The sequence below is a fragment of the Corynebacterium pseudodiphtheriticum genome, assembly GCF_023509295.1.
In the GTDB taxonomy this organism is placed as follows: domain Bacteria; phylum Actinomycetota; class Actinomycetes; order Mycobacteriales; family Mycobacteriaceae; genus Corynebacterium; species Corynebacterium pseudodiphtheriticum.
In genome coordinates, this window is sequence record NZ_CP091864.1 from 603,636 (window position 1) to 625,149 (window position 21,514).

Sequence of the window (21,514 nt, forward strand, 5' to 3'; positions counted from 1 at the left end):
GCTTAACGCTAGCTACCTGGAGAGGCTACACCTACTACGGTGTAAGTAGGTGTAGCCCTTCGCAAGAACGGCGCTGTGCCTGTGCTATCCAGGCCTAGTTGTTCAGCGGTTTGCGAGTTTTCGCCATGTGCATAGCGCGTTCCACGTTTGCTGGCAGTGCAATCAGCGGTACGACGTGTTCGACTTCCCGGTCAGCGAATTCGTCGAAGCCTAGTTCACTGACACCGTCAGCGGCGGTGTAGTGCTTCGCCAGCTGGCGGGCAATGACGTGATCATTGTCTGTCATTCCCGCAATCGGCCAGCCCTCATCCAGCGGGGTAGCGCCAGAGTACAAAGCGATCGTGGTGTTTTCACGTGGCTGATAGCCGTCGATCATGCTTGCTGCCTGCTCAATGGCATAACCCAGTACGTGATCCGGCGACATCAAGATGGCATCGCCTTCCCGGATAAAGCCGTATTCTGCTGCGAAATACATATTCGGTAGCGGTTTGGCATCGGTGATCACGTCAAACGCACGCTGGTGGTAATCGTCGTACAGGCCCTGCATGCGCTCCAGTAGGGCGACGGTACCGGACCAAGCCGGGAACAAGCCGACGTTGCGTTCCGGGAAGCCCACCTTGGTATCTGCATGGACGACGACGCGGTCACAGGACAGGTAAAGCTCAGAGCCACCACCTAAGGCAGCGCCCCGGACTGCACCAACGACGGGGAATGGTGCATTACGCAGAATGCGCAGTACCTGCGAGCCATTGCGCACTAGATCATCAATGCGCTGGGTATCGTCGCTTTCACCTGCTTTGGCAATGGATGTCAGGTCTGCCCCTGCAGAAAATGCACGCTGCTCGTCGTTGCCCACAACCAATGCTTGGATGCCCAGCTGGTCGGCATCGTCCACGATCGAACGAATCGAGTTGAGAGCTGGCTGGCTTAGCGAGTTTAGCGAGGTCTGCAGGTCCAGAATGCCGACGCCATTATCTAACAGATGCACTCGGACTTTTTCGGCTTCGCGCACGGTCTTGGCTTGGCCGGAGGCGAGTAATTCCTTAACGGTGACCACACCAGTGCGATCTTTGGTCTCTGCAACAGATCCGTCGGTGGCCAGCACCTTGCCAACTTCTGGGTAGAAACCTCCGGCTGTGATGGCAGCCTGCAGCAGGGAAGGTGTTTCGTCGTAAAGTTCTGCAACCTTTTCTAGACCGATTGAATCTGCCAAAGCAAAAGGGCCCTGCTTCCAGCCGTAGCCCAAAACCATGGCCTTATCCATTAGCTCGACGGTATCAGCGATTTCTTCTGCTGTTTCCAAGCAGTAGCCTAGCGTCGCAGCGAATAGGTCGCGGGCATAGCGGCCACCGGCGCTATCTTCGGCGATGACTGCGGCAGCATCCTTGTGCTTTGTAGCAGGATCTTCTGGGGTCTCGCGCTCGCCATAGCTGAAGTCTGCTTGGATTACCTTGTCCCGGCCCTGGTAGAAGCCACCATCACCGGTACGCCCGGTGAGCCCGCGATCCACAAGACCGTTGATGACATCGTTCTTTTCCAGATTGAACTGGTGCAGCTGGTCGGATTCTGGCAATGCGTTGGTCAGCGAGGACCAGATTGGTTTCACCAGCTGGAGGCCGATGTAGTCCAACAAACCGAAAACACCGGTACGAGGAATGCCGAAAGGTTTGGAGAATACGGCGTCGGCAAGCTCATAAGAAATGCCTTGTTCCATCGCCAGTTCTGCGCCGGCACCCAACCAGAAACAGCCCAGACGATTGGCGATGAAACCAGGGGTATCGCGGCAATCAACCACGACCTTGCCCAGTTGCTGCTCAGCAGCGGTATTCAACGTCTGCAGGGTAGCTGCGCTGGTTTTCTGGCCCTCGACGATTTCGACCAGGCGCATCACGCGTGGCGGGTTGAAAAAGTGCGTGATGGCAAAACGGCTGGCCAGGCCGTCAGGAAGCTTTGCCGTTAGTTCTGCCAAGGGGATGGTGGAAGTATTTGATGACAGCAGCGCGTGCTCGTTCAAATGAGGGCCGACGGTTTCATACAGTGCGCGCTTGGCGTCGAGGTCCTCGAAAATGGCCTCGACAACCCAGTCGCATTCATGCAGCTTGTCCAGGTCGTCGGTGGTGTTCCCAGCGGAAATATTTTCCACGAACTTGGGGTGCACAAAGCCTTTGCGTTTTTTCTGGGTTTCAATCCCTTTGTAGGCTCGTGCGCTGCGCTCCTCATGGGAATCGCCTTCGTCGGCCATATCCAGCAGAGTGACCTGAATTCCAGCACTGGCCATCAGAGCCGCGATGCCTGCGCCCATAGAGCCGGCGCCGATGACGGCAGCTTTTTTCACTGGGGCATCCACGGTGGTTGGTTCTGGGTTCGTGATGATCTTGGTGGTCATGTTTATACAGCCTCCACAATCAGTGCAATTCCTTGTCCGCCACCAATGCACATGGTGACCAGACCGTATTTCTTGTCGGTCGCGCGCAGATGGTGCAGGATCTTGACAGTCAAAATTGCACCGGATGCTCCTACCGGGTGTCCGTGGGCTACAGCTCCGCCGTGCACGTTGGTCTTTTCTGGATCGAAGCCCAGTTCATCTTGTACGGCAATGGCTTGTGCCGCGAATGCCTCGTTGGATTCAATGAGGTCGATATCTTCCAGGCTCAAACCGGCCTTCTGCAGTGCCTTGGGTACGGCAGTGACCGGGCCTAAGCCCATCTTGGTGGGGTCGACGCCACCGATGCCCCAAGAGACCACGCGACCTAGTGGTTGAGAACCGTGCTGGTTCAGGGCAGCCTCGGTGCCCAGGAGTAGGGCAGCCGCGCCGTCGTTGATGCCAGAAGAGTTACCGGCCGTGACGGTGCCGTCCTTGTGGAAAGCCGGCTTCAGTTTGGCCAGGGCTTCTGGTGAGGTTTCGCGTACGTGCTCGTCGAAGTCGAAAGTGACTTCGCCCTGGCGGGTGTGCAGGGTGACTGGGACGATTTCCTCTTTGTGCACGCCGTTATCGCGGGCAGCGGCGGCGCGGCGCTGAGATTCCGCAGCGAATTCGTCTTGACGCTCCCGGGAGATGCCATAGGCCTTGGCGACGTTTTCTGCAGTCACGCCCATGTGGCCGGTGCCGAATGGGCAAGACAACGCGCCGAGCATCCAGTCTTGCAAACGGCCGTCCCCCATTTTTTGGCCACCGGTACGCATGCCTTCGACGGAGTATGGTGCAGAACTCATGTGTTCCACGCCTGCCGCTAGAGCTAGTTCGGCGTCGCCGGTGAGGATTTGCTGACTAGCAGAAATGATGGCCTGGGCGCCGGAGCCACATAAGCGGTTGACGTTGAAGGCGATGGAGGAATCTTTCAGCCCGGATTCGATGCCGATTTTGCGGGAGAGATAAACATCTGAGGGGACGTTGGGAACTACGTTGCCCACCACCACGGATTCAACGGCAGTGGGGTCGACTCCGGCACGCGCAATTGCTTCTTTTGCAGCAATGGTGCCCATTTCGGTAGGAGAGAGTTTGGAGAGTGAGCCCTGGAACTTTCCAATCGGAAGGCGGGCACCACTGGCGATATAGATCTCTGACATGCGACTCCTTGCGGTTAAAACATCTGAAACATCTGAATTAACTGAAACAGCTGAAACAGCGTTTACGAATGGCTATTCGTTATGGAGCGTAGTCTATGTCACAAATCAGGTTTCGGCAACGATCTGGGCTAATCCCGTGCGGTGATTTTTTCATTCTCGGCGATCTCGGCTAGCCGATCCGTAGAGGCCATGCCCGCCACCACCACGGCGGAACCACCCGCGGCCAGGGGAGAAAGCACTTGGCGGGTGAAGGAATCCCAATCGGTCCAGCCGGTCGACAGCAAACGTTGGGCATCGCTAGTTGGGCGCACGATCTCTGCCAGCGGGCGGGTGGGGCCAGGGTAAAAATCGCCATAAAAACGCACCGTTGGGCCGAAATCAATGGCGCCTTCTGGGACCGGTTCACCCATTTCTTCCAAGCCGCGTCCAAAGGGGTCGTTCGTGACGACGACTACATCCCCATGATTAGCGTATTCGGCTACCTTTTCAGCGCTGGTGAAAAACACTGCAGGTTCAGCGCCCGAATCGGCTCCCGAGATAGTCACCGGATCAGCTCCCGAATCAGTTGTCGTGTCTGCGGCTGCACGGTCGGCTGCGGTGTCGTCAGTAGCGAAGCGTACGGAAATTCCCGCAGCCAACGCGCCCAAGGCAATCATGGCTGTGTGCCAGGAAACTGGGAGGTCGCACAGGATTACCGAGCTTTCGTCGAGATCTAATTCTTCGCGCAGGAAATTCGCTATTTTGGATGCCCAATTTTCGGTGGTTTGAGCAGAAAAATCCATGCGGGTGCCATCGGCTTCGTTATAGACGGTCAGCCGTGGGCTCGCGGGGTCATCGGCAAGCAAATGAGACAACATATCCATGCCCCCATCCTAGGGATCAGGCTGCGGGCATGCAGTGTGCTAACTGTGTATTGCCGGTGGAGATTCCGCTGAATTACGCAGATCTGTTGCTAATGAACGCAGCGCGGGCCGTTACCGCCGGCATCGATTTCTGGTGCATCGACGACGCTGCCGAAGTCTTCGCCGACAGCAGCGGCGGCATCGTCTTGCCCCAGTTTTTCTTCAAGCAGGGGGCCGTTGTAATCCGGTGCAACCACCACGACGATGGAATCTGGTTCCAGGTTCGCATTCGACGTTACCGTCGAAATGCCCAGTTGATCCGCGAGAGCTTGGGCGCGTGGATCACTCGGATCGGCAGCTACAACCTGCGAGACCGAGTACAACCCTTCATTCGCATTAGCGGTATTAACCACGGTATACCCGTGCTGGTCCAGCCATGCACCGGTCGCTGCAGCAGTTCCGGCTGGAGCTTGGGCGTTCAGGATGTGCAGCTGGGCCCCCGCAGCCACCATCTCGACGAGTGCTTCGCCGTCTTCGTCTACGGACTCGTGGCCATCACCGGCAGGATCATCGTCGGTGCCTTCTTCGTCGGACCTATCGTCGGCAAGCAAATGGTCCATGAACGCGTGGACTTGCTCGGTATCAACGGTCACGACGGATTCGCCGAAATCGCCGACTCCATCAATTGAGGTCACCGGGATGGTTGTGAACGTGACATTCCCGCCGGCCAAATTTGATAGTTGGGTGGCAAAGCTCATGACGTCCCAGTCCTCGTCGATAACGACCGAGCGTTCCACCGCGTTGGAGATTTTGTTCAGAGTAGATGGGTTAGTCAAGGTGCCGGTTTCCAACACCTTGTTGACTAGCGAAGCCATAAACGCCTGCTGACGCACAATACGGTCGAGATCGCCACGTGGCAGTCCGTAGCGCTGACGGACGAAGGCCAAGGCGTCGCGACCATCCAAAGTGGAAGTTCCTCCAGGAAAATGTGCTCCGGACATGGGGTCATCAACCGGCTCTTGCAAACACACATCGACGCCACCAACAGCGTCGGTAAGAAGCACAAAGCCCAGCAAACCGACTTCAGCGTAGTGATCAACTTGAATGCCGGTGAGATCCGCTACTGCGGAGATCAGCCCGGAGCGTCCTGCCGCCATAGCCTCCCGTTCTTGATCGATATCGTGCTCAGTATCAGGAACGGATTCTTCGTATGCCTGCTTGTGTGCGCTATACACCCCGTTGAGTTTCATGTTGCCAAACTCGTCGTCGTGAATGTAGGTGTCGCGGGGCAGGGAAATCGCCGTTGCTTGGGATCCGTCGTTCGGCACCCGGATCAGCATGATGGTGTCGGTGTTGTCTTCGCCAGCAAACTCGCCCGCATTGAGACGTTCGAGTTCTTCGCGGCTGAGCTGGTTGCCGTGTGCGTCTGTGCGAGAATCGGAACCGACCAAGAGAATATCGACTGCGCCATCAGGGGCTTGTTCCCCGGAACCTTGCGAGGTATCGCTCAGCCCCAAGTTGCCGGCAGAAGTCAGAGTGGAACCAACGCGACCGACCGTCCAATAACCCACTCCGGTGATTAACACCGTGATGGCAGATAGCAACGCGATTATGACCTTAAGTCCACCGGGACCGCGCTGTTTAACTGCTGAGCGGGATTTCGGGGCGGGCTGAATCTCTCTGCTGGAGCGATTACGATCATTCACGCTGTTCAAGCTTAGGGCATAACTGCCACATTTCCGTTACCATAAAGCGCATTGTGTCTGAACAAATAAACCATGCATCCCGTTTGCCGGTAATCACCGTGACTTATTCGCCAGGTAAGCACCTGCGCGCTCTGTTGGACTCACTGCCGGGGGCCACCGAGCGCCCAGTTCTGGTGGTGCTGGCTGATAATGGTTCCACCGACGGCGCACCTGAACAAGCCGCTACAGACTTTGAAAACGTGGTGTTTTATCCCACCGGTGGCAATCTAGGCTATGGCGCGGGTATGAATGCCGGAGTGCAGGCTGTGGGGAGTGTTCCGCTTGGTGGCGCACAACCAGTTCCGCTTGCCGACGATTTCGTGCTGCTGACTAACCCAGATGTGGTGTTCCACGATGGAGCGATTGACGAACTTCTGCTCTGCGCTGCTCGGCACCCGAACGCTGCTGCTATCGGACCACGCATCATCGAAAGCGATGGGAGCACCTACCCTTCGGCCCGCGCATTACCGAGCCTGCTAGACGGCATTGGGCATGCGATTTTTGCGGATATCTGGCCTGCGAACCCGTGGTCTGCGCGCTACCGGCAAGGCCAGGATATGGAAACCGAACGCGAAGCTGGTTGGCTGTCTGGTTCCTGCTTATTAGTGCGGCGAGAAGCTTTCGCCCGGGTTGGGGGCTTTGACGAGCGCTATTTCATGTATTTTGAAGACACTGACCTTGGCGATCGCTTCGCCCGTGCCGGCTACAGCAACGTGTACTGTCCGAAGGCGCGGATCAGTCATGCACAAGGCCATTCCACAGAGGCTGAAAGCGTATCCGCGACGATGTTGCGCGTGCATCATCAATCGGCTGCCCGTTATCTTTGCGACCGACTGCCGCACTGGTATCAAGCTCCGGTGCGGGCAGTCCTGCGCGCTGGGTTGTATTTGCGCGCTAAAATTTTGACGCGTGGTTAAAACTTTCCATCCAGTTTCCGACATTCGGGCCTGGCATTCGGGCCTGGCTAGCCGCAACCGGCCGCAACCGGCCCTGGCCGTGAACCCCTGGCTGTGAAGCCTTGAAGATGTGGGCTCGATTCTGATCGGGCGAGCCCCGGTGTGTGAGCACAGAATCGGCGCACGCAACAGATATATTTTGGGCCATGAGCAATACCGACGCCGTGATTCTGGTCGGCGGGCGGGGCACGCGCCTGCGTCCGTTGACCATCAATACGCCAAAGCCGATGCTGCCGACTGCCGGATACCCCTTCCTGCAGCATTTATTGGCGCGCATCAAGGCTGCTGGAATCAACCACGTGATCTTGTCGACATCCTTTCGCGCCGAGGTTTTCGAGGAATATTTCGGTGATGGCTCTGAACTCGGATTAGAAATTGAATACGTCGTTGAGGAAGAAGCTTTGGGTACCGGCGGAGGTATCCGCAATGTCTATGACAAGCTGCGTGGCGATAACGTCATGGTCTTCAACGGCGATGTATTGGCAGCTACAGACTTGCGCGGAATTTTGCGCACGCACGAAGAAAAGAATGCGGATTTGACCATGCATTTGGTCCGAGTATCAGATCCTCGTGCTTTCGGCTGCGTGCCGACGGACGCCAACGGTCAGGTGACGGCATTTTTGGAAAAAACGGAAGATCCACCGACTGATCAGATCAACGCGGGCTGTTACGTCTTTAAGAAAGATTTGATCACTTCGATTCCCGCCGGGCGCAATGTTTCAGTGGAACGCGAAACGTTCCCGCGGCTTCTCGACGAAGGTCGCAGTGTCGTTGGCCATGTTGATGCCGCGTACTGGCGAGATATGGGCCGTCCGGATGATTTTGTGCAGGGCTCGTCGGATTTGGTGCGTGGAATCGTGGGCTCACCGCTACTGGAAGGCCGGACTGGTGAGGCGCTGGTAGATCCGGCCGCTGGCGTGGCAGGGGGAGTGCTGTTGCTCGGAGGAACCACAGTGGGGCGCGGGGCTGAAATCGGCGGTGGCTGCCGTATCGATTCTTCGGTGATTTTCGCTGGTGCCACTATTGAGCCGGGTGCTCGTATTCGGAATTCGATCATTGCAGATGGGGCACATATTGGGGCAAATGCGATTGTCGATGGCTGCGTGATTGGGGAGGGAGCGCAGATCGGTGCGCGGTGTGAACTGGCGCCGGGCATGCGTGTGTGGCCGGGTGTGATTATTCCGGACACTGGGATTCGCTTCAGCTCTGATGCTTAGAACGCTTCCGACGTTTTTCTGAATGCTCTGGTAGCGACACGCCGACGCCTGAAGAGAAGCTCTGCTGCTGTGTGACGAATGAACGCCCACCTGCCGATTAGTTTTTCAGAACCGATCCGGCCCTATATATAGTACCCCTGTAAGTTACCCCCGTTGTCGCAGTTTTGTTACTGCTGTGACTGGTGAGGTCTTTTGCAGGGGTTTTCTGCTGGTTTCTGTACTGATGGTGGATTCTGGGTTGACGATATTTAGTGTCTCATTGTCTAATCTTTGGAAGTATATGAACGGAACTACGGAGAAAGGACACGGCGTGGACGATATGGCTAAAAACGCCATTCTCCGTGGCGGCGCGGCAGCTCTATCGATCGAAGAGCTCTTCGGTGCGGTAGAACAAGAATGGCAAGACCAGGCGCTGTGCGCGCAGACGGATCCGGAAGCATTTTTTCCGGAAAAAGGTGGGTCCACCCGCGAAGCTAAGCGTATTTGTCAGGCCTGCCCGGTGCGTGATGAGTGCTTGGAGTTCGCTTTAGAGCACGATGAACGCTTCGGTATCTGGGGCGGCCTATCTGACCGTGAGCGTCGCCGCTTGAAGCGAGATATCGGCTAGTATTTTCGCGGTTATATGGCCCGTGTGGCCGTATCTGAGTTAATCACCCCAGGGGTAGCGTGCATCCACATCGCGTGGATCAAGGTTGAGATAAGTCGCCACCAGCACCGTCAGAATTTCTTGTAGCAATTGCTGGCGTTGTTCGCTGGTGGCTGCGCGTTGTTCTATGGGTTTGCGAAATAGCACAATGCGCGCACGCGTGGGTTGCCCCTGTGCATCAATTCCTGGTTGTAGCACCCGTCCCAGTGGCACCGGCCCATCGCTGAAGATTTCATCATCGATCAGCGCTAAGTCGGAGCCCAAGTTCATTCGTGGCACGGTATCGACCGCAAGATCTAATGATTCCAGCTGCGGGGCGAATGCAGCATGGATGGAGCTAAAGGCATCCAACGCAGCCATGTCGAATTGCTGGCTACGTGAACGAAACCGTGGGGTTTGCTGCGGCAACACCACGCCACGCAAGCCACGGCCATGGCGGTTGCGGTAGGGGCGTAGTTGTGCGCTATTGCTCATGGAATCAGCATAGAACTCGTGTGCCTGCGCATTAGTCGCGCCACGCCGAAAATTTTTGCGGAACTACCGTTTGCGTGTGTGATCGATGAGTCTTTAAACTTGGGAGCGTGAACCAGATTCGTCGCTGTTCCCGTCCTGGCTGTGGTCAGCCTGCACTCGCAACCCTGACGTATGCGTATGCCGAATCTACTGCGGTAGTTGGCCCATTGACCTCGCAACCTGACCCACATAGTTGGGATTTATGTCAGAAACATTCGGAAAAAATCACTGCGCCAGTCGGGTGGGAGATTGTGCGCGTCGGGGATATAGATATTGACGACGAAGAAGATCTGGTCGCTCTTGCCGCGGCGGTGCGGGAAAACGGGCGTGTTACTAGTGGTCTGGTGGAAGACCCGGACGCGAGCCCGGTTGCGCATACTTCGGCATTCGCAGATGCGGCGGATCCGGAGCGCTCTAATCACCCGGTGCACCGAGTTCCACGGGTGGTGGAACAAAAACAGCAGCGCCGTGCGCACTTGCAAGTGGTTCCAGAAACTGACTCTGTCGAAGATTCCGCTAGTGAGGCAACTGCTCCTTCTGTAAACGTGAATGGCAGCCGACACGCGCTAAGCCAGCGGGCGGGCGTCGGCAAGCAAGATCTCATCCATGACGCAAGTGCAGCCGAGGTCACAGAAATTACAGAATCTACAGACAATTCGGGCGCTGGCCATAAGGTAGACGCTACCGACGAAACTGCTGATTTTGTGGACGGCCAGGGCGCTGTTGAGCAATCCACCAGCGAAAATGATGGGGACCCCGTTGATTCCATGCTGGCGGAGTTGCGTGACTCTTCGACGACAGATTTTGCAGCGTTGTGGCCCGATGATTCCTCGGAGGAACCGCGGGCTTAATTCTGGCTAGTCATCGGCACGCTTCTCGGCGAGACCGTTAGAATGGCCTTTATGTATTCTGCACAATTCCTCAGCTCTGTCATTAAGGCCTACGATATTCGCGGCTTGGTGGAATCCGAGATTACCGCGGATTTCGTTCGGAACGTTGGACGCGCGTTTGCAGATTTCCTGAAAAACCACGGCAACGAGACTCGTGTCGCGGTTGGCCACGACATGCGCCCGTCCTCCCCAGAATTGGCAGAGGCTTTTGCTGAAGGAGTAGCAGAATCCGGCTTGGACGTTACGGCTCTGGGGCTGGTTTCTACCGACGAATTGTATTTCGCGGCCGGAAGAATGGAGTGTGCTGGAGCGATGTTTACTGCTTCGCATAACCCAGCTTCCTACAACGGCATCAAATTGTGTCGGGCTGGAGCCAAACCAGTAGGGCAAGATACCGGGCTCGGAATCATTACTGATTATTTGGCGAACCTTGCCGACGACGGCACCAACGTTGCTCTGGCGCAACAACGGGGCACCATTAACAAGCACGAGATTCTGGATGATTACGTGCGTTATCTCAACGAACTCGTGCCGCTTTCTAGCACCCGTCCGTTGGTGGTGGCCGTTGATGCGGCAAACGGTATGGCGGGTCACACAGTGCCTGCGGTGTTTGCTGATCTGCCGATTGATATCCGTCCTTTGTATTTCGAGCTCGATGGCACGTTCCCGAACCACGAGGCCAACCCGCTGGACCCGAAAAACCTCGTAGATTTGCAGCGTTTCACCATTGAACAGGGCGCGGACTTAGGGCTGGCCTTTGACGGCGATGCCGACCGGGTATTTTTGGTTGATGAAAAGGGGCAGCCGGTCTCACCTTCAGCTATTTGTGCCCTGATTGCTGAACGTATGTTGCAGCGTTATCCGGGGGCGACGATCATCCATAATTTGATTACCTCGAAGATGGTTCCGCAGCTGGTAGAGAAATCTGGCGGAACTGCGGTGCGCACAAAGGTGGGGCACTCATTTATCAAAGCGGAAATGGCGGAGCATAATGCTGTTTTCGGTGGTGAGCACTCTGCCCATTATTATTTCAGCGAATTTTTCAATGCTGATTCCGGCATGCTGGCAGCGTTGCACATGCTTGCGGCGTTGGCCACCTATGAGGGTACGCTTTCGGAGCTGATGGAGTCGTATCAGCACTATTCGGCTTCCGGGGAGATCAATTTCACGGTTACTGACCAAGCAGCTGCCCGGGAGAAAGTCCGCGCGGCTTTCGCGGAGCGGGCCGCTGAGATCGACGAATTGGACGGTATGACCGTGGATTTAGAAGGTAGCGCTGCTTGGTTCAATTTGCGTGCGTCGAACACAGAGCCCCTGCTGCGTCTAAACGTAGAGGCGGAAACACCCGAGCAAGTTTCCGAGCTTGTCGACGAAATCTCTGGGTTGGTGTCCTAGCCGCGGTTACGGAATAGCAGCTTTCGTTACAGCGGCTTTTGTCGCAACAGCTTCGTTACAACAGCTTTCTCACCGCAACGTTAGCCTGTAGCAGGACCTCAGTTACCATCCCGCAGTAGAAGGAAAATTTTCGATCTATGCAGCCACTTCGACCGGCTATTCGCCATTACCCATGGGGCTCGACTACCTTGATCCCAGAGTTGGCTGGGCAACCAGCCACCGGTGATCCAGTGGCCGAACTTTGGTTTGGAGCGCATGCGGCCGGCCCTGCTTGCGTGGCGCAACCTGACGGTGCGCTTAAGGGCTTGGATGAGATGATCGCGGCAGATCCTGAGTATCATTTGGGCGCGCGCGTGCAAAAACAATGGGGTTCCCGATTGCCTTTCATGCTGAAGCTGTTGGCGGCCGGTGAGCCGCTTTCGCTGCAGGCACACCCTAGTCTGGCAGAAGCCGAAGAGGGTTTTGCGCGAGAAAACGCAGCTGGCCTGGCCCTGGATGATCCGCGGCGTAATTATAAGGATTCCAACCACAAGCCTGAGCTTATTGTCGCGTTGACTCCGTTTCGTGGATTAGCGGGATTCCGGAAAGCGAGCTCTACCCATAAACTGTTTTCTGTTTTGAATTGTCTTGAGCTGGCACCATATGCCGAGCTGTTGGAGAACGTGGAAGAGGACAACGAAGCAGCACGGCTGCACATGCTGTTTCGCCGTTGGGTGACGCTTGCCGAAGATGAACGCAAACACTTGATAAGCGTGATCGTGGATAAAGCCTGCGAGGTGCTTGCCGACGAATCCAGCTGGCAATCCTACTCCGAGTGGATGCTTGACAGCCTGCGCACGGTGGTGGACCTGCAGCGTCGCTACCCGGGTGATATTGGGGTGCTAAGCGCTCTGTTATTGCACCATGTTTCCATGCAACCGGGGGAAGCACTGCGTTTGGAAGCGGGGCAATTACACGCTTATCTGTCTGGTTTGGGTGTGGAGATCATGGCTAGTTCGGACAATGTGTTGCGCGGAGGGCTTACGGAAAAGCACGTTGATGTGCCGGAGCTGTTGTCATTGTTGCAATTTTCCAGTGTGCGGGATCCGATCATGGAACCGGAACTCATTGCTGAGGGGCAGTACAATTACCCCTCGCATACGGAAGATTTTTTGCTGGAACGCGTCCAGTTAACCAGCCAGCACCCCCGAGTACGGTGTGACTATGACGGGCCGGCGATTGCTTTAGTGACCCGCGGTGCGGTGGAATGCAACGGGCGTATGCTGCGGCCGACAGAAGCGGTGTGGCTACCGGCGGGGGCGGCTGACAATGGCTTTGTCCTCGTGGATGCTGATGAGAGTGTTCACGACGGAATGCGCGCCGGTGCTGAATCCGGTGCCGAGTTGTTCATCGCCCGGGTTTGATCCGATAGCGCGGATTTTTAGTGTGGCTAGGTTGCAGCGAACGGCTGCAGCCCAGGCTGTGGGCTCAGGTAGTGGGCCAGGTTAGTTGCTCAACCAAGACGAGCTAAGGGACGAACCTGAGCTCTTTAGAGCTTCGCTGATAACGTCGCGCAGCCCCTGCGGTTGTGGGTGGTTTTCTCCAGCTGCACTCGCGCTATTAGAACCGACTGCATCATGGGGGTCATCGCTTGCGTGGTTGCTGGCATGGTTACCGTGCTGGTGACGTTGCGTTTCTGCGCCGGGAGCTGGGGGAGTCACCGGATCTGGTTGGGCTGGCTGGTCTTGGGCTCTTTGTACGCGTGCAGCATGTGCATCGGTTGCCGTCCGTGCATCAGTGCCCGTGCTTTCGCCGGGCTGCTGATTTCCGGGCTGTTGGTTATTGTTGGGCGTTAGACCTGCCCGATCTAGGGTCTCGTTGATCAGGGGCTGCGGATCAAGATCTGCCAATTTTGGGATTGCGCCGACGACGTTATCTGCTGGAGAGTTCGGCTTTGGTGCTTGCTGCTGTGCCGGCTTCGGTTCTGCGATTACGAAGGAATCTTGTGGCTCTTGGTTTTCTCGACTGCCGGAGCCACCCTGGCGGCCCTGTTGTTGCTGCGGTTGCAGAGCCTCAAACCCGCGGGGCCGGTAAACAACCGTCGGCTGGACCGGGTCTGGGTCTTCCTGGAGAACAGCGTGAGGGGGTAGAAAGGGGTCGGCAGCGTCAATCTGGGCTCGGCGGGAAGGCTTTGTGCCCCGTGGTGCTAGTACCTGCTCGTTGGCTTCGGCAAGGTTCTGTGGTGAGACAGGCCGTTGGCCGAGGGGCGAATCCGAGCCAGGGAGAGTCTGACGCGAAGTGTTTTCGTCGTCTTGGGATGCGGAGTCTGCAGCGGAACCGGCTGGGCTGGAAGATTCCGTGACGGTAGTCGTCGAAGCTTGCGTGTGTCCTGCTTCTTGTACTTGTGATGCCGTCGAAAAGTTTGCCGGTTCTGAAAACTGCCAGACTCCGAAACCAATTACGCCCGCAGCAAGACAGCCACTACCGATGAAAGCGATGGCCCTACGGGTTTCCTGGCTCATGGGACACATGACCTTCCGCGTTGATTGCAACTTGATAACAAACCATAACAGCTTCATTCCAAAGTAGTAAGGCCTTGGCGTCGCAAAGCCGATATTGTGAGACAGCTTATATTCGATGGTCAGGGTCGGCTTTGATATGTGCCCTCCCCGTATGTATCCCGACGACTCATATGTACTCCCGCGACGCAGGTGCATTTCGGCAACTCAGATGTACTCCGGTGCCCCAGACAGTGCTTGCGTTGCTGAAATGTTGAGCAAATATGCCAAACTAGATCAGCTGAATCAGTTCGACACAACATCACAAAGGTATGGAGTAAGCAGTGGCCTCTTCGACAACACCAGCAGCATGGGAACAGCCCGCATCGTGGGAGGATGCAGAATCCTGGGACGAAGCAATCTTCACCGACGAAAACAATCAGGATTTCCTGGATGAACTCGTAGATCTTGACGACGAAGATGTAGTCGAGTCGGTCCGCGATGCCTGCCTGTTAGCTGCAGGCAACAACGCCAACAACGTCGAAATTAGTAACGGCTATGCAGCTGCCACGATCGCTGCAATCTGGAGCGGTGCACCATTTTTCGCCGGCGAAATAGTCTCTGCTTATCCGTTCGTTCGCGAATTGGTGGGGAGCAGCGACGAACAACTCACTGAAGCCGCCGCAGAACTGTTGGGCGAGCTGGATGTCGACTTCGACCTAGACCCATTTTTGGAAGCTCTGTCTTAATGCTTATCGCGATCGAAGGCATCGATGGTGCCGGGAAAAACACTGCAGTCACGGAGCTAACCCGTCGTTTCCGGCAAAGCGGTATCAGCGTGGACGTCTGGGGGTTCCCAGATTACGATAATTCTATCCATGCGCAGTTGGCTCGCGAGGCTCTATACGGGCGTATGGGCGATCTCAGTGATTCCGTCTATGCCATGGCCACCCTCTTTGCTCTGGATCGCGCGGCTAGCCGCGAGAAATTGCGAAGCTACCTTGCCGACGGTACCCACCGCGATTCGGTGTTGTTACTCGATCGATACGTCGCCTCAAATGCGGCTTATAGCTGGGCGCGTACAGGCGAAGAAGCAGTGACGGACTGGGTCGCGCAACTCGAATTCGGACGCTTGGGTTTGCCGAAACCAGATTTGCAGATCCTGTTGGATGTTCCTGTCGACGTCGCTGCTGCGCGTGCACATTCCCGAGCGCAGGCGGATGCCAGCCGCGAACGTGATCACTATGAGCGCGACAGCACCCTACAAACCAAAACAAATGCCGCATATCACAAACTTGCTGCGACAAATTGGGCAAGTCAATGGCTAGTCAGCGATGACATCGATAAGATAATGGCAACGATCGAAGCGCGCCGGGCCGAACTGGCCTGAAATACCACTCTCGGAGGAAGAACACGACGATGGCAGCAACCATTCTGGTAGTTGACGATGACCCCGCTATTTCCGAAATGTTGACTATCGTGCTGGAATCTGAAGGCTTTCATCCTATCGCGGTGACTGACGGTAACGAGGCTGTGCCGGCGTTTCGTGAGCACGAACCGGATTTGATTCTGCTGGATCTGATGTTGCCGGGCATGAACGGGGTAGATATTTGTCGCACGATCCGTACCGAGTCGTCTGTGCCGATCGTCATGCTGACAGCAAAAACCGACACCGTTGATGTCGTGTTGGGCTTGGAATCGGGTGCTGACGACTACATCACTAAGCCGTTTAAACATAAAGAATTGATTGCGCGTATCCGTGCTCGCTTGCGCCCAGCAGTAGAACCTGGGGAGCCAAAGGCAGCTTCTCCGGAGACAATCGTCGTGGGTGATCTACACATTGATGTCAGTGAACACACGGTGACCCGAAACGGCGAAGAGATTTCGTTGACTCCACTCGAATTTGATTTGTTGCTGGAAATGTCGCGTAAGCCTGGCCAAGTACATACCCGGGAAGCATTGCTGGAAAAAGTCTGGGGTTATAAGCATGCCTCGGATACCCGGTTGGTGAACGTACACGTACAGCGCTTGCGGGCGAAGATTGAAAAAGACCCCGAGGATCCGCGGATTGTATTGACGGTACGTGGCGTGGGCTATAAAACGGGCAAGAAGCCTACCGCTTAGGCGTGAAGGAGCGTGAACGAATCCGCAAAGCCCGCTGAGTCGGTTAAGCAGGTTAAGCCGGTTAAGTCGGTTAAGCCAGCTGGCTCCGAGAAATCTTTGTTTGCAGCCAAGAAACGGTTCCGCCACCTGCGCATCAGGTTGGTGGAGTTTTGGCGTACCTCGTTGCAGGTGCGACTAATCGTATCTATCTTCGTTTCCTCCTTGGTGGTTATGCTGGTGCTGGCTTTTGCGTTGATCTCGGTGATCACGCAACGATTGGTGGACCAGAAGCTCGACGTCGCTAGCCAGGAGATTGATCGTGCACGCTTTGCTGTGGAACAACAGATCAACGCCACTGGTTCGGCAAATAGCGTGCAAGTGCGCATTACCTCTGCGCGCGCGTCGATTTCGCATTCGAGCAGCGAATCTACCGATTTAGCCACGATTTACGACACGATCATTGTCGTCGATAACGGTGATGGCTCTTTGACCACGGCACCGGAAGGTTTTCGGGTACCTGCAGAATTGCGCAGGTATGTCTCTGAAGGGCAAGTTTCTTATCAGTTCACGCCCGTCGAACGTGCCGATGGCACCGTCTATGATGCGTTGCTGATTGGTTCGCCGACAGAATCTGATATCCCGGGTGCACAGGTGTATTTGGCGCTGTCCATGGAATCGGAAGCATCCACGATGGCCCTGTTGCGCGGATTGTTATCCACGGCCGGCGTGGTTGTGTTGGTGTTGCTGGTGGGGATTGCCTGGTTGGCTACGCAACAGGTGATTTTGCCGATTCGTTCCGCCTCACGCACCGCGCAGCGACTAGCGGGAGGGCACCTGCGTGAGCGCATGGTGGTCGAAGGTGAGGATGAAATGGCGCGGTTGGCGATGTCGTTTAATGACATGGCGGACAAATTGGTGCGCCAGATTAATCAGTTGGAAGAATACGGCAATCTTCAGCGACAATTCACCTCTGACGTCTCCCATGAATTGCGTACACCCTTGACGACGGTGCGCATGGCCGCGGATATGATCGCTTCCGATTCTGAATCGCTGGCCCCGCACACCCGTCGTGCGTCGGAACTGATGACTCGCGAACTGGACAAGTTTGAAGATCTCTTGGGCGATTTGTTGGAGATTTCACGCCATGATGCCGGGGTCGCGGATTTGTCGGAAACGCAGATTGATGTGCGCTCTAGTTTGGAATCAGCCTGGAACCAGGTGGAGCATTTAGCAGATAAGTTGAATGTTCGCGTGCGGTTTACCGGGCTGGATGAGCCATTGACGATTGCTGGTGATTCTCGGCGTATCGAGCGGATTTTGCGGAATCTGTTGGCGAATGCGATAGACCATTCGGAGGGCAATCCGGTGCTGGTGAATGCTGCGGCAAATGCTCACGCTATCGCAATTACCATCGCCGACCGCGGAGTGGGGTTGAAAGAAGGCCAGGAGGATTTAGTCTTTCACCGTTTTTGGCGAGCAGATGTTTCCAGGAAGCGCCATTCTGGCGGCACCGGTTTGGGCTTAGCAATCGCTCGCGAGGACGCCCAGTTGCATGGCGGTATTTTGGATGCCATCGGTGAGCTGGGTGTGGGGTCGACGTTCCGTTTAGTGCTGCCACGTACTCCGCGTGGCCCAGTCGACCCTGCTCCGTTGGAGCTGGCGGTGATGCTGGGGGCCGATGAACCGGAATTAACTGACGACGTAGACGACGCTGAGGCTGAGGCTGAGGCTGATTCTGGCGCTGGTACTGGTGGTGATGGTAATGCAGAATAGGCAGCGACGCACCCACCAATGTGGCGTCTTTGGACGGCGTTCCGCAGATACCCAGCATGGTGGCGTCGGCAAGCGCGGTGTGCAGGCTTTCCGACGTGGAAGCCTTGCGCTGGTAGTGGCAAGCAGCCTGGGGTTTGTGGCGGCATGTAGCTCGTTGCCACGTGATACCGGCCCGCAGGCGCTGCGACCGTTTGAGGCGTCTTCCAACCCGGACGATGATATGAATGTTGGCCCGACTGATGGGCAAGAACCAGATTTATTATTACGGGAATTTTATCGGGCCTCGGCTAGCCCAGAAGGTGATTACCGAGCGGCCAAGCGATATCTCACCGAGAATGCCGAGGGCAACTGGCAGCCACATCACGACGACATGTTGATTGTGGACCGAATCGAATTCAACACCGCATCTGGGCCGGCGGATTCCGCGAAGCGGAAGTTCGACGTGCGCGGTACTGTCATTGGCAAATTAGGTGATGGCGGAAAGTACCTGCCCGAAGATGGGTTGTATGAGACTAGCGTGGAAATGGAGCTGGTGGACAATCAGTGGCGGATTTCCTCACTGCCATCCGGAGTAGTGATTGAGCGTAATGAGCTGCGGAACCAGTATCAGCCGCAGTCGCTGTACTTTTTTGATTCCACTGCCAGCGTGCTGGTTTCTGATCGGCGCTGGTTGTATTCGCAACAAGAATCGCTGGGTGCGTCGTTGGCAACGATGCTAGTAGAAGGTGCTAGCTCCCGTTTGGCCCCAGCGACGAAAGATTATCTGCCGGAAGATGCCACTTTTTTGGGGATTGATGAGGGCACTTATAATTTCTCCGGCATGTCCTCGTTGAGCTCTGAGCAGCGTATGCAATTTGCCGCACAATTGGTGTGGACGTTGGCGGGAGCTTCGGTTCCCGGGCCATATTCAGTCTTGATTGATGATGTTCCGGTGGCTGATGGTTTGGAAACTTTGTCGACCGATGATTTTGCGGGGTTGAATCCCAAATCATCGACCGATGGAGTGAGCTCGCTATATGCTTTAGCAAATGGTTCTTTGGTGCGTGTTGCTTCAGATCAGCGCGTGCCGCTTGACGACGCAGCCGGCGAGTTGCGGGATATCAGTGCCGCCGATATCGGGGTTGATGGAACGGTTGCCGTGGTGCGCGCAAAGAACACCGGCGTGGCGCATTCTGCAGGCCGTGGCGAATCCCAGCTATTTATCGGTGAGCTCGACGGCAAGCTGGAAGAAGCGCTGTCTAGTGAGTTCATTACCCGCCCAACATTGGAGCGGACCGGCGGCGCGGTGTGGGTGTCTACGCAGGACAAAAAAGTTGTGCGTGTGGTGCGTGCTACGAGCTCCGGCGAGCTGACTACCAGCAGCGTGGATACCTCAGCCTTGGATGATATAGACGGCGAGATTTCCGTACTGCGCTTGTCTAACAGTGGTGCAGTTGCGGCAATGATTATCGATGGCCATGTGTATACCGGGGTTGTCCAGCACACGACTTCTGGTGAGCGCAAGATCGTGAATGTGCATGAGATGGCCACCGAGATCGGTGGTACCGCGTTGAGTTTGGATTGGCAGCCGGATGGTTCACTGCTGGTGGGGACGTCTGCGGCTGATACGCCGGTGTGGCGTGTGGAGCAGGATGGCTCGGCGGTGTCGTCGTTGCCTTCGGGCAATGTGACCGCACCGGTGGTGGCCGTGGCGGCTTCTGGTTCAACGCTGTATATCACTGATGCGCACGCGACACTGCAGCTGCCAGCTAGTGGAAGCGAGACATCCTTCTGGCGGGAAGTGCCTGGTTTGCAGGGGCAGCGTTCGGTTCCTGTGGTGGCGAACTAGCTGGCTGACAATAATGGGGGGGATCATGTCGAAATTTCGTCGTAGCGCTGGTCGTGCCGGCTTTATTGAATTGGTTTTGCCCCGTCGTTGCGCCGGATGTGGAAAAGTTGGTGAGCGTTTGTGTCGGCAATGCCGTAAGCTGCTGGCCCAGCCGCCTCGTCGTATCGCCCCGAAAGCTGATGTGCTCGCGCCTGTCTACGCTTGTGGTGCCTATGGTGGCCCGCACCGCGAAGTCATCTTAGAAATGAAAGAACGCAATAATCGCGCAATTCGTCCCTATATTGCTGCGGTTTTACGGGCAGCTGTAGAAACCTTGCAGGTGCGCGGCGAATTCTCGCATCGATTAACACTCGTCCCGGCGCCCACCCGTGCACGCTCAGCCAGGCTGCGCGGCGGTGATCCAATCACCCAGTTATGTACAGCTAGCGGCTTTCCGACGTGGCAAGCGGTGCGCCTGGCGTCTGCGATGCCGGATCAGTCGGGGCTCAACCGGGACGATCGGCTCCACAACGTTCGCGGCAACGTGCAGTTGGTGCGCTCTGTACCACGCGGGGCCGAGGTGGTGGTCGTGGATGACGTGATAACCACCGGGGCAACACTGGCCGCGACCGTCGACACGCTTACTTATGCTGGTGCGGACGTTGCTGGGTGCGTGGTTTTGGCGGCTGCGTAAAGGCAGGAAAAGCTGGGGAAAGCGCTGAAAACTTTTTCCAATTAAGTGCTAATTCCCAGTCCAAACCCAGGTCAAACTAGTTCGCGGTTGATACAATAAAAGTAGAGCAACCGAGATGAAAGGGAAAGATTACAGTTATGACTTTCGACGTAAACAACGACGCTCAAGCCCCAGAGGCCCAGGTCACCATCACTGGCCGCAATGTTGAGGTGCCGGAGCACTTCGCGGAGCGCGTTAACGCAAAACTCTCCCGCATCGAAAAGCTGGACCCCACGCTGACGTTCTTCCATGTGGAGCTGAAGCAAGAGCAGAACCCTCGCCGTGAGGATCAAGGCTCCCGCATTCAGATCACCGCCACGGGCAAGGGGCACCTGCTGCGTGCTGAGGCCAAGGAAGATTCCTTCTACGCGGCTCTGGAAACCGCTATTCAGAAGATGTCCCGCAGCCTGCGTAAGGTGAAGGTCCGTCGCGAAGCCGCTAAGTCCGGCCACCGCGCACCAAAAGGTACCGGTGAACTAGCAGCTGAGATGGTTGCAGCGGCGAAAGCTGAAGCTAAAGAACAGGCTCAGCAGTCGAAGTACGATGTTGACCCATATGCTGATTCCGTCGAGGATATTGAGCCAGGCCAGGTCGTCCGCGAGAAGGAGCACACCGCTGTTCCAATGAGCGTCGACGATGCTCTATCCGAAATGGAGCTGGTAGGGCACGATTTCTACCTGTTCATCAACGCCGAAAACAACCGCCCGTCGGTAGTCTACCGTCGTCACGCTTTTGACTACGGCTTAATCTCTCTGACCGAGGGCGACGAGAGCTAATCGCTACCACAGCGTATTAACGGCTGGCGCATCGTCAGCTTCCTTGCCCGCCCGGGCCGATGAATCCCCAGTGT

The 21,514-nt window shown here is 56.2% G+C and carries 18 protein-coding genes and 1 pseudogene; 13 read left to right on the top strand and 6 right to left on the bottom strand.

The window, feature by feature from the left end:
- Positions 1 to 94 precede the first annotated feature (94 nt).
- From L9H78_RS02700 to L9H78_RS02715, 4 genes are all read right to left on the bottom strand, one after another.
- On the bottom strand, positions 95 to 2,386 hold the full coding sequence (locus L9H78_RS02700; RefSeq protein WP_249620414.1) for a 3-hydroxyacyl-CoA dehydrogenase/enoyl-CoA hydratase family protein: 2,292 nt from the start codon (positions 2,384 to 2,386) through the stop codon (positions 95 to 97).
- Between the two features lie 2 nt (positions 2,387 to 2,388).
- Positions 2,389 to 3,567: an acetyl-CoA C-acyltransferase gene (locus tag L9H78_RS02705; protein WP_249620415.1), complete on the bottom strand. Its 1,179-nt coding sequence runs from the start codon at positions 3,565 to 3,567 to the stop codon at positions 2,389 to 2,391.
- A 128-nt stretch (positions 3,568 to 3,695) separates the two neighbouring features.
- A complete protein-coding gene (locus L9H78_RS02710) occupies positions 3,696 to 4,430 on the bottom strand; it encodes a TIGR03089 family protein (protein WP_249620416.1) in 735 nt (244 codons plus the stop codon).
- A gap of 89 nt (positions 4,431 to 4,519) precedes the next feature.
- Complete coding sequence (locus L9H78_RS02715; protein WP_249620417.1) at positions 4,520 to 6,115, bottom strand: LCP family protein; 1,596 nt, start codon at positions 6,113 to 6,115, stop codon at positions 4,520 to 4,522.
- A 53-nt stretch (positions 6,116 to 6,168) separates the two neighbouring features.
- Here L9H78_RS02715 and L9H78_RS02720 point away from each other — a divergent pair, with 53 nt between their 5' ends.
- From L9H78_RS02720 to L9H78_RS02730, 3 genes are all read left to right on the top strand, one after another.
- Entirely contained in the window at positions 6,169 to 7,071 is a 903-nt protein-coding gene (locus L9H78_RS02720) for a glycosyltransferase family 2 protein (RefSeq protein WP_249620418.1), read from the top strand.
- A 185-nt stretch (positions 7,072 to 7,256) separates the two neighbouring features.
- On the top strand, positions 7,257 to 8,327 hold the full coding sequence (gene manB, locus L9H78_RS02725; RefSeq protein ID WP_023018259.1) for a mannose-1-phosphate guanylyltransferase: 1,071 nt from the start codon (positions 7,257 to 7,259) through the stop codon (positions 8,325 to 8,327).
- A 280-nt stretch (positions 8,328 to 8,607) separates the two neighbouring features.
- Positions 8,608 to 8,934, top strand: a complete 327-nt coding sequence (locus L9H78_RS02730) for a WhiB family transcriptional regulator (RefSeq protein WP_021353645.1) — start codon at positions 8,608 to 8,610, stop codon at positions 8,932 to 8,934.
- A gap of 39 nt (positions 8,935 to 8,973) precedes the next feature.
- Here L9H78_RS02730 and L9H78_RS02735 read toward each other — a convergent pair whose 3' ends face one another.
- Positions 8,974 to 9,447 (bottom strand): metallopeptidase family protein, encoded by a 474-nt coding sequence (locus L9H78_RS02735; RefSeq protein WP_021353646.1) that lies wholly within the window; start codon positions 9,445 to 9,447, stop codon positions 8,974 to 8,976.
- Between the two features lie 107 nt (positions 9,448 to 9,554).
- On the opposite strand from L9H78_RS02735, the pseudogene L9H78_RS02740 reads away from it, so the two are divergent.
- The 3 genes and pseudogenes from L9H78_RS02740 to manA form a co-directional block, all read left to right on the top strand.
- Positions 9,555 to 9,980 (top strand): annotated as a pseudogene (locus L9H78_RS02740) (DUF3499 domain-containing protein); the annotation flags it as partial.
- A gap of 408 nt (positions 9,981 to 10,388) precedes the next feature.
- Positions 10,389 to 11,771: a phosphomannomutase/phosphoglucomutase gene (locus L9H78_RS02745; RefSeq protein WP_249620419.1), complete on the top strand. Its 1,383-nt coding sequence runs from the start codon at positions 10,389 to 10,391 to the stop codon at positions 11,769 to 11,771.
- A 137-nt stretch (positions 11,772 to 11,908) separates the two neighbouring features.
- A complete protein-coding gene (manA, locus tag L9H78_RS02750; protein ID WP_249620420.1) occupies positions 11,909 to 13,174 on the top strand; it encodes a mannose-6-phosphate isomerase, class I in 1,266 nt (421 codons plus the stop codon).
- An 81-nt stretch (positions 13,175 to 13,255) separates the two neighbouring features.
- Here the strand turns inward: manA and L9H78_RS02755 are convergent, their stop codons facing one another.
- Complete coding sequence (locus L9H78_RS02755; RefSeq protein WP_249620421.1) at positions 13,256 to 14,272, bottom strand: hypothetical protein; 1,017 nt, start codon at positions 14,270 to 14,272, stop codon at positions 13,256 to 13,258.
- 320 nt (positions 14,273 to 14,592) lie between these two features.
- Here L9H78_RS02755 and L9H78_RS02760 point away from each other — a divergent pair, with 320 nt between their 5' ends.
- From L9H78_RS02760 to hpf, 7 genes are all read left to right on the top strand, one after another.
- On the top strand, positions 14,593 to 14,997 hold the full coding sequence (locus tag L9H78_RS02760; protein ID WP_249618388.1) for a hypothetical protein: 405 nt from the start codon (positions 14,593 to 14,595) through the stop codon (positions 14,995 to 14,997).
- Positions 14,997 to 15,638: a dTMP kinase gene (locus L9H78_RS02765; protein ID WP_249618389.1), complete on the top strand. Its 642-nt coding sequence runs from the start codon at positions 14,997 to 14,999 to the stop codon at positions 15,636 to 15,638. Before L9H78_RS02760 ends, L9H78_RS02765 begins: the two co-directional genes overlap by 1 nt.
- Before the next feature lie 29 nt (positions 15,639 to 15,667).
- Entirely contained in the window at positions 15,668 to 16,372 is a 705-nt protein-coding gene (gene mtrA / locus L9H78_RS02770) for an MtrAB system response regulator MtrA (RefSeq protein ID WP_249618390.1), read from the top strand.
- 126 nt (positions 16,373 to 16,498) lie between these two features.
- Entirely contained in the window at positions 16,499 to 18,124 is a 1,626-nt protein-coding gene (gene mtrB, locus L9H78_RS02775) for an MtrAB system histidine kinase MtrB (RefSeq protein ID WP_283775232.1), read from the top strand.
- Positions 18,114 to 19,952 (top strand): MtrAB system accessory lipoprotein LpqB, encoded by a 1,839-nt coding sequence (lpqB, locus tag L9H78_RS02780; protein ID WP_249620422.1) that lies wholly within the window; start codon positions 18,114 to 18,116, stop codon positions 19,950 to 19,952. Before mtrB ends, lpqB begins: the two co-directional genes overlap by 11 nt.
- A gap of 25 nt (positions 19,953 to 19,977) precedes the next feature.
- Entirely contained in the window at positions 19,978 to 20,625 is a 648-nt protein-coding gene (locus tag L9H78_RS02785; protein WP_249620423.1) for a ComF family protein, read from the top strand.
- A gap of 137 nt (positions 20,626 to 20,762) precedes the next feature.
- Positions 20,763 to 21,440 (top strand): ribosome hibernation-promoting factor, HPF/YfiA family, encoded by a 678-nt coding sequence (hpf, locus tag L9H78_RS02790; protein ID WP_249618393.1) that lies wholly within the window; start codon positions 20,763 to 20,765, stop codon positions 21,438 to 21,440.
- Positions 21,441 to 21,514 lie beyond the last annotated feature (74 nt).